At 44.2% G+C, this 6,979-nt stretch carries 9 protein-coding genes and 2 pseudogenes; 5 read left to right on the forward strand and 6 right to left on the reverse strand.

What is annotated here, in order from left to right; genetic code table 11:
• The first annotated feature begins 114 nt into the window (after positions 1-114).
• On the forward strand, positions 115-729 hold the full coding sequence (locus tag EWV84_RS13825) for a molybdenum cofactor guanylyltransferase (protein ID WP_287078440.1): 615 nt from the start codon (positions 115-117) through the stop codon (positions 727-729).
• Here the strand turns inward: EWV84_RS13825 and EWV84_RS13830 are convergent.
• Positions 682-1,947 (reverse strand): J domain-containing protein, encoded by a 1,266-nt coding sequence (locus tag EWV84_RS13830; RefSeq protein WP_287078441.1) that lies wholly within the window; start codon positions 1,945-1,947, stop codon positions 682-684. The two genes, EWV84_RS13825 and EWV84_RS13830, sit on opposite strands and share 48 nt — an antisense overlap.
• Before the next feature lie 105 nt (positions 1,948-2,052).
• On the opposite strand from EWV84_RS13830, the gene EWV84_RS13835 reads away from it, so the two are divergent.
• Entirely contained in the window at positions 2,053-2,604 is a 552-nt protein-coding gene (locus EWV84_RS13835) for a ferric uptake regulation protein (RefSeq protein WP_002737956.1), read from the forward strand.
• Between the two features lie 4 nt (positions 2,605-2,608).
• Here EWV84_RS13835 and EWV84_RS13840 read toward each other — a convergent pair whose 3' ends face one another.
• The 4 genes from EWV84_RS13840 to EWV84_RS22915 all read right to left on the reverse strand — a co-directional run bounded on the left by EWV84_RS13840 (position 2,609) and on the right by EWV84_RS22915 (position 4,475).
• Complete coding sequence (locus tag EWV84_RS13840; protein WP_287078442.1) at positions 2,609-3,031, reverse strand: SufE family protein; 423 nt, start codon at positions 3,029-3,031, stop codon at positions 2,609-2,611.
• Positions 3,032-3,362: 331 nt separating this feature from the next.
• Positions 3,363-3,710 (reverse strand): type II toxin-antitoxin system PemK/MazF family toxin, encoded by a 348-nt coding sequence (locus EWV84_RS13845; RefSeq protein ID WP_002790184.1) that lies wholly within the window; start codon positions 3,708-3,710, stop codon positions 3,363-3,365.
• A 3-nt stretch (positions 3,711-3,713) separates the two neighbouring features.
• A complete protein-coding gene (locus EWV84_RS13850) occupies positions 3,714-3,929 on the reverse strand; it encodes a hypothetical protein (protein WP_287078445.1) in 216 nt (71 codons plus the stop codon).
• A gap of 108 nt (positions 3,930-4,037) precedes the next feature.
• The gene (locus EWV84_RS22915; protein WP_323801489.1) at positions 4,038-4,475 is read right to left on the reverse strand and encodes a PEP-CTERM sorting domain-containing protein; all 438 of its coding nucleotides are present in this window, start codon (positions 4,473-4,475) and stop codon (positions 4,038-4,040) included.
• A gap of 477 nt (positions 4,476-4,952) precedes the next feature.
• On the opposite strand from EWV84_RS22915, the gene EWV84_RS13860 reads away from it, so the two are divergent.
• Positions 4,953-5,642: a DUF3782 domain-containing protein gene (locus EWV84_RS13860; RefSeq protein WP_286825254.1), complete on the forward strand. Its 690-nt coding sequence runs from the start codon at positions 4,953-4,955 to the stop codon at positions 5,640-5,642.
• Positions 5,643-5,715: 73 nt separating this feature from the next.
• A pseudogene (locus EWV84_RS13865) lies at positions 5,716-6,057 on the forward strand (hypothetical protein).
• Between the two features lie 27 nt (positions 6,058-6,084).
• Here EWV84_RS13865 and EWV84_RS13870 read toward each other — a convergent pair.
• A complete protein-coding gene (locus EWV84_RS13870) occupies positions 6,085-6,312 on the reverse strand; it encodes a DNA-directed RNA polymerase subunit omega (RefSeq protein ID WP_002761217.1) in 228 nt (75 codons plus the stop codon).
• A 343-nt stretch (positions 6,313-6,655) separates the two neighbouring features.
• Here EWV84_RS13870 and EWV84_RS13875 point away from each other — a divergent pair.
• Positions 6,656-6,883, forward strand: a pseudogene (locus EWV84_RS13875) (hypothetical protein); the annotation flags it as partial.
• Positions 6,884-6,979: the final 96 nt, after the last annotated feature.

The raw sequence follows: 6,979 nt of genomic DNA on the forward strand, positions 1-6,979 counted from the left end.
CGAAACGAATAGGCTTTTTCCATGTCTCACATTTTAGCATATATTTGGTAAATGCGCTAGTATTTAACGGTAAAGCCGTCGTGAAACGACGGGGTTTCAGACCCAAAATTTTCGATGAGTGATTTTCCCGCTTTAACGGCGTTAATTCTGGCTGGTGGTCAAAGTTCCAGGATGGGACGAGATAAAGCTTTGTTATCTTTTCAGGGTGTCTCTTTTCTGGAAAATATCTGTTTAATTGCCCAAGATTGTGCCGTACAAGTGTCTGTGATTACGCCTTGGCCGGAACGTTATGAACTTATCATTCCCCAATGCTGCCGGATAATTAGGGAACATCTCCCCACTAGGGGGCCTTTATTGGCCTTTGCCTTGGGATTAACTTTTGTATCAACCGATTGGGTTTTATTGCTCCCTTGCGATTTACCTTTACTAACGCCCCCAATTATTCAAGAATGGTCAAGATTCTTAGCCACTGTACCAGAAAATGCCATCGCTTTGGTTCCCCGGTGCGGCTCTCGTTGGGAGCCTCTCTGTGGTTTCTATCATCGTCGTTGTTTAGAATCTTTGCAGAGTTATATTCAGCAAGGGGGAACTTCTTTTCAAAAATGGTTAAATGTCTCCGTGGTGGAGGAATTAATCATCGATAATTCCGAGATTTTATTTAACTGTAATACCCCGGAAGATTTAGAGATAATAATAAACTCCCCAGATGTTGACAGTAAGAAACCCTAGCACAAAAGGGACTAAAAGTAAAGAGATCGGCCAAGGAATGTTGGATAAATGGCGATAACTATAGTAGAGCATTCCGGTTAGATAACCGCCGGTTACACCGATAATTGCGCCGACAATATCGCCATTTATGGATAAATAGGAAGTGAGCAAAATGACGAGGGAAAAGGGCAAAATTATCAAGCCACCTAAAAATATATCGCCGGTGAGACTGCCATATTTATTACTTAATTTTCTGCCTAACCAACTAGATAAAGTCAGAATAATAAAAGGAAATACTGCCCAGCCTAATAACAGCAAAAAATCAGATTTAACTGTCCAGTTTTGCCAAGTAAAAGCGATGAAAAAACTGCTGATGATTGCTGCCAATACACCCGTAGCCAAAGCCTGATTACGGTTAAGCTTTAAAAAAGACTCTGCTAGACCGGTCTTGGGTTTGAGCAAAGATGAGCAAGAGATTTTCAGCAAATTAAAAACAATAAAAAGAGTTTTTGACCACTTGATCGATTGCCGTTGTCGATAACTTTTCTGAGGGTCTCTTAATTTATTGGCAATGGCATGATAGCGGCGAAAATTTCCCTGTTGCTTAAATTTTTTGGCCGCTATTTGAAAATCTTTTCGTGCTGCTGGCAGTTCCGAGAGTTCCTCGAGAGCCAATCCTCTTTGATAATAGAATTGGGGATTATTTTGATCAATGGCGATTGCTTTTCCATAAGCTTCTAGGGAAGATTGGGTGTAACCGAGTCGTTGACGGGATAAACCGAGGTAATAGTAAGCTTGGGAACAATCGGGTTTTAACTGCAAAACTTGCCGACAATCGCTTAAAACTTGCCGATCCTGCTGATTATGGTAGTAAACTTCCGCCCGTTGCAGATAGGCCTGCCAAAATTGCGGATTAATTGCGATCGCTTGCTGGTAAAATGCGATCGCTAGTTGATAATTTCTCTCTTGAGCGTAGTGCCATCCCTGTTGATAAAAATCCTCGGCACTGCGGTGAAAAGTGGGCATTTCCGGGGATAAACTGCGATCATACTCTTTTCTTTTCTCTTTATCGCTCAAAACCCGATAAGCTTGTTCAATTTCCCGAAATTTTGTCACTGCCTCCGGATCATCGGGATTATAATCGGGGTGATATTGCCGGGCCAGACGACGAAAAGCGGCTTTTATCTGATTATTACTGGCATGACGGGGAATTTGCAGGATTTCATAGTAATTTTTCATACTTGAGTGTGGGGAGAATTTTCAACTACTTAAAATTGTTGCCAATGGCTCGCCGAAACGACTATCATTGTCAATTAAATAGCTTTTATTGAGAGTTGATCGCTTATGTCTGCCTACACTGCTTCCTCCCTGAAAGCGGAACTCAACGCGCGGGGGTGGCGCTTAACTCCCCAGCGAGAGAAAATTCTGCACGTTTTCCAGAATTTACCGAAAGGCAATCATCTCAGTGCCGAAGAATTGCAGGAATTGCTGGACAAAAGGGGGGAAGGAATTAGTTTATCGACAATTTACCGCAGTGTTAAACTGATGTCGCGGATGGGAATTTTGCGGGAGTTGGAATTGGCCGAAGGTCATAAACACTACGAACTCAATCAACCCTATCCCCACCACCATCATCATTTGGTCTGTATTCAGTGCAATAAAACCATCGAATTTAACAATGATTCTATCCTCAAACACAGTCTCAAACAGTGTGAGAAAGAGGGTTTTCAGTTAATTGACTGTCAGTTAACGGTGATGGCCATCTGTCCGGAAGCTTTGCGGATGGGTTGGCCGTCGGGAATACCGAGTAATTGGGGCTGTACGCGTTCGCTGGTGGATACTCGTTTCCAAAACTGCGAGATTCCCGAATCAAAGGAGCCAGAACCGGAAAACTAGACATCTAAGCGGACATTCCCAACTGAAAACCGAGAGCTTTTTTCTGCATTAATTGGAAAATATTATAAAATCCGTTGGCGCGGGAAGGGGTAAGACTGACTTTTAAACCGGTTTGTTCGATAAAATCCGGGGTAACTTGCAGGATTTCTGTGGGAGTCAGTCCATTTAACCCCTCGATTAACAAAGCAACTAAACCCTTGACTAATTGTGCGTCGGAATCCCCTTTGTACCAAACCTGGCCATTTTCGAGATCGGCAGTGATATAAACTTGGGATACACAGCCATGAACTTTATTAGCGGGTATTTTGGCAGATTCTGGTATTGGTTCTAGTTTTTTAGCAAAAGCTAGTAATTGTTCGTATTTTTGCTTAGGATCGGTACGACGTTTGAGGCGTTCGACGATGCGATCGAGATTAGACGGGAGCATATTGCAAGTTAAAATAGGAAAAAATTAGCCAATAGCTTTTTTATATTAGCATTCTCGCGGAAGTTGAGCGCTGTGGTTATCGATGCCGGGACTGCCTTGGTCAAAGCGCCTCGAGGCTATCTGCTAGAATTGGCATCAATCAAACACCACGCTTGCAGGAGCTATGGTTAACCTTTCCTGCATTAACGAAGGCAGGGGGCTCCGAGGCAGGGGGCTCCGAGGCCGTTTTTGTAACGGGGATTTATGCCCCGCTCCAAAAACTTTTCGCCTTAAGGCGAGGTTTTAGACCCGATTTTTTCGATAAACGCCGTACCAAAAATATAAAATCTCCTTACAATCCTAGGCAATATCGGACTGCCGTTTCAATTTCTTGCATTTTTTCTTCGGATAGTTTCCCAACTGGTGCGGAGGGGAAGCGATTTTTATCAATTGAACGAATTTGAAAACCAAGAAAGACTGTTTCTAAAGGAAGCCCACTTTCATCAGTCGAAACGCGAACATTAGTCGGATAATCTTGGCGAATATTTTCTCCTTTCGTCCCCACCACTACCATCACCACTAAGGGTAACTGATTGATAACATCAATAGATAATACTAAAACTGGTCTAGTTCCTGCTTGCTCTTTTCCTTGAATCGGGTTAAGATTAACGAAATAAATTTCACCTCTTGCGATAGTCATTTTCTACAAACCGTCCATTTCAGAGACCATAAACTCCTGATTAATGGTAGCTATTTCTCCTAAAATATCCAGATCATCTGCCATTATTTGCAATTTATCTTCATCAATTAATTGAGTTTCAATCGTCAATTTTACTTTAGTATTCGGCTTAAGATTAAAGGTTTCAGTAGGATAAAAAGCTTCTCCATTGAAAATAGCAGTAATTTTTTGATTCATCATTTCTGTACCAACATAAATCAAGCTTCTCTTACTTGATGATACCAAATAAAGTATCGAAAACCTCCGCTTCGAGAGAGGAAACCCTCGCCTCCTCTCCCGAAGCGGGCATTACTTCCGTGTCTTCCGGGCGACACCTCCTAGCATCAAACCGCCCAAGGTGATAAAACCGAGAAGGCTAGAGGGTTCTGGGGTGGTCGTCGGTGGAGCAGTGGGAACCACCAGCACCGACGAGATCCCGTAAAACCGCTCCGCTGACTGCAAAGCAATTCCTGCGGACACCCACAAATCCCCGCGTTCAATTAGCCCAAACCTTGGATTGAAATCCACAAACACCCCCAAGGGATTAGAAGTCTCACCACCGCCCCCCGTTCCCGTCCAGACCCTGGACCGTTCTATCACAGTATCCTCTTGAGTCCGATTGATCGGTTCCCCGATCGATCCTTCCCACATATCCGCATAAGACGTGGCAACCTGCGCCCCATCCAAACGATAGATCGGGCGGGAGGTATCTGTTGCCCGAGTCCGAGTATTGGATCGGGCATTCACAGCGCCCGTCGAAGCGATCGCCGTCCACGTAATCGAAGTCGGGTCAAATCCCGCCGCAGTCAAAGCCGTATTGAGAACAGAAGAGCTTCGCGCCGCATTCTGAACGAAAGTATTGTAAATATCGATATTGCTCGAAGTCGCATTTCTTGTACCGGAGGTAACAAACACCAAGCGATACTCAGATCCCGGTGCTAATCCAGTGGGGGGAATGACGATCACGGCCCGTGCCGCGGAGGCGCCGAGAGTCGCGAGGGCAACCCCCGATAAGATGCCGATAATGGGTAGTTTCACAGTAAAAAAGCTCCTCGGTCAATCGTCATAAAGGAAAAAGAAAAACCAACAGAACCGTACCCCCCCCCGCACATTTGTCAAGTGTTTTCAATAATTCTTAATATTTCTCTCGATTTCGCTCTCTCGCTCTCGTCGAGCTTCTCGATCGAATCGCTAAAATGATGGTGGGTGTTTTGGATGTAAGTTATGAGTGAACCTGTAACCCTTGAGGATATTTACCAGCTATTCCGCGCTTCCGCCGAGGAGTTCGATCGCCGTGCCGCCGAATCCAAGGCGGAATATGATCGCCGTGCCGCCGAATCTAAGGCGGAATACGATCGCAGGGCTGCCGAATCCAAGGCGGAATATGATCGCCATAGAGTCGAAATAGAGAACCTCCTCGCCGAATCTAAACTAGAAAGCGATCGCTCGATGGCAGAACTGAAACGGACGGTTGAACGAACCAGCAAAGCGGTAGATAGTCTCACCACTCGCTGGGGTCGATTTGTGGAAGAATTGGTAGAACCTGCGGTTTTACGGCTTTTTCAGGAAAAAGGCATCGATATTAAGGAAGTTTATCCCCGCGCTAGAGTCAAGCGTCAGGGCATCGCGATGGAAATTGATATCCTAGCCGTCGATGATACCGATCTCGTGGTGGTGGAATGTAAATCGAGATTATCTAAAGATGATGTGGATGAATTTATTGAAAAATTGACTCGTTTTAAAATCGCTTTTCCCCATTATCAAAACTATCGAGCTTACGGTGCGGTGGCGGGAATTGAAATCAACGAGGGGATCGATCGATACGCTTATAAAAAAGGACTATTTGTGATTAAACCCTCCGGGGATACGGTGGCCATTATTAATGATGCTGACTTTCAACCGAATACTTGGTAATTTCCCTAGTCAAAACAATCGCTATGGTTAACCTTCCTACAATAAAAATCGCCTTCTTCCCAGTGCCGAAGAATTGCCCTGTTCTAACGAAACACCCGTGGATAACCAGTTACACCAACGATATTCCCAATCTATTACTTAGTTTATTAGCATTTATTTGGATGGAGCGGGACGACTGGTATTTTGGTGTAGATATGGGGATTTATTGCAATCCCGACGAACCGGCAATCATTATGATCAATCGGGAAATCGCTATTTAACCGCAGAGGAAAGGGCGAGGGCAGCTGCGGCGATCGCCGCTCAAGTACTTTTGATCGCCCAGCAAGAACGTTTAGCCAAAGAGGAAGCGGAACAAAAAGCCCAACGACTAGCGGAAAGACTAAGATCACTGGGTATCAACCCCGATGAAATGTAAGGGTGGGTTCCAGGCAATTTTAGGGGATTAATCGCGTAATAATTCCGGTTCGGTTAATTCGTCGGTCATTTCCATCAGGGCCCGTTGGACGGGTTTAATCATCGGGTCATCGATATTTTCTACGGTATCGTAGCGGACGCGTTTGGCCCGTCTAGCGACTTGCACGACGATCGAGTAACGATTGCTGGCCGCATTCATCAGTTTATCGGTGAGATAAATCATCTCGGAGGAGTCGAATTTAAACCGTTTGGACATAGTTATATTGAGCCTTCTGGTGGTAAATTTGGCACTTGTCACTGATAGTAGTTTAGTGATAAGTTTTATTACTCAGCCTACTTTACCATATTTTGTCAACCTTAGGGATAGGGTGATCCTTGATCTCGATCGGATTTTGTCAACTACTTTTTACAAAACTTAAATCAATTTTATACAAGTTTAAAAATATACAAATAAAGAGATAATTTTTGAAATAAATAAACCCAAAAAAGGGACACAATCGCAGTGCCTATAAATATACTTGAACATATACTGCAAAGTAATCTTTGCTACATATATACCCAATTAATTGGCTGAGTTATTTTATTCCGCACCTGTATCCGCTGCTACTGCTGTCTTCCTAATCTACCCTATCGGCCAGGGTATCTCAAGCATGGCTTTTAACCTCAACGGTTTCAACTTTAACCAGTCGATTATTGATTCCCTGGGACGTGCGGTCGCAACGCGCTCGCTACGCGAGATCGCAACTTGGGCGGATGTGATCAACCGCGCTAACATTGGTTTTGAAGTAATGCACGAACGCAACGCTCATCGAAAATTTTGGGTCTGAAACCCCGTCGTTTCACGACGGCTTTACCGTTAAATACTAGCGCATTTACCAAATATATGCTAAAATGTGAGACATGGAAAAAGCCTATTCGTTTCG

It is taken from the genome of Microcystis sp. M_QC_C_20170808_M3Col (genome assembly GCF_007095505.1).
Classification (GTDB): domain Bacteria; phylum Cyanobacteriota; class Cyanobacteriia; order Cyanobacteriales; family Microcystaceae; genus Microcystis.

Bases quoted from the DNA above. Each gene is read 5' to 3' on its own strand.
- EWV84_RS13825 (WP_287078440.1), top strand. From the start codon at position 115: ATGAGTGATTTTCCCGCTTTAACGGCGTTAATTCTGGCTGGTGGTCAA.
- EWV84_RS13830 (WP_287078441.1), bottom strand. From the start codon at position 1,947: ATGAAAAATTACTATGAAATCCTGCAAATTCCCCGTCATGCCAGTAAT.
- EWV84_RS13835 (WP_002737956.1), top strand. From the start codon at position 2,053: ATGTCTGCCTACACTGCTTCCTCCCTGAAAGCGGAACTCAACGCGCGG.
- EWV84_RS13840 (WP_287078442.1), bottom strand. From the start codon at position 3,031: ATGCTCCCGTCTAATCTCGATCGCATCGTCGAACGCCTCAAACGTCGT.
- EWV84_RS13845 (WP_002790184.1), bottom strand. From the start codon at position 3,710: ATGACTATCGCAAGAGGTGAAATTTATTTCGTTAATCTTAACCCGATT.
- EWV84_RS13850 (WP_287078445.1), bottom strand. From the start codon at position 3,929: ATGATGAATCAAAAAATTACTGCTATTTTCAATGGAGAAGCTTTTTAT.
- EWV84_RS13860 (WP_286825254.1), top strand. From the start codon at position 4,953: ATGAGTGAACCTGTAACCCTTGAGGATATTTACCAGCTATTCCGCGCT.
- EWV84_RS13870 (WP_002761217.1), bottom strand. From the start codon at position 6,312: ATGTCCAAACGGTTTAAATTCGACTCCTCCGAGATGATTTATCTCACC.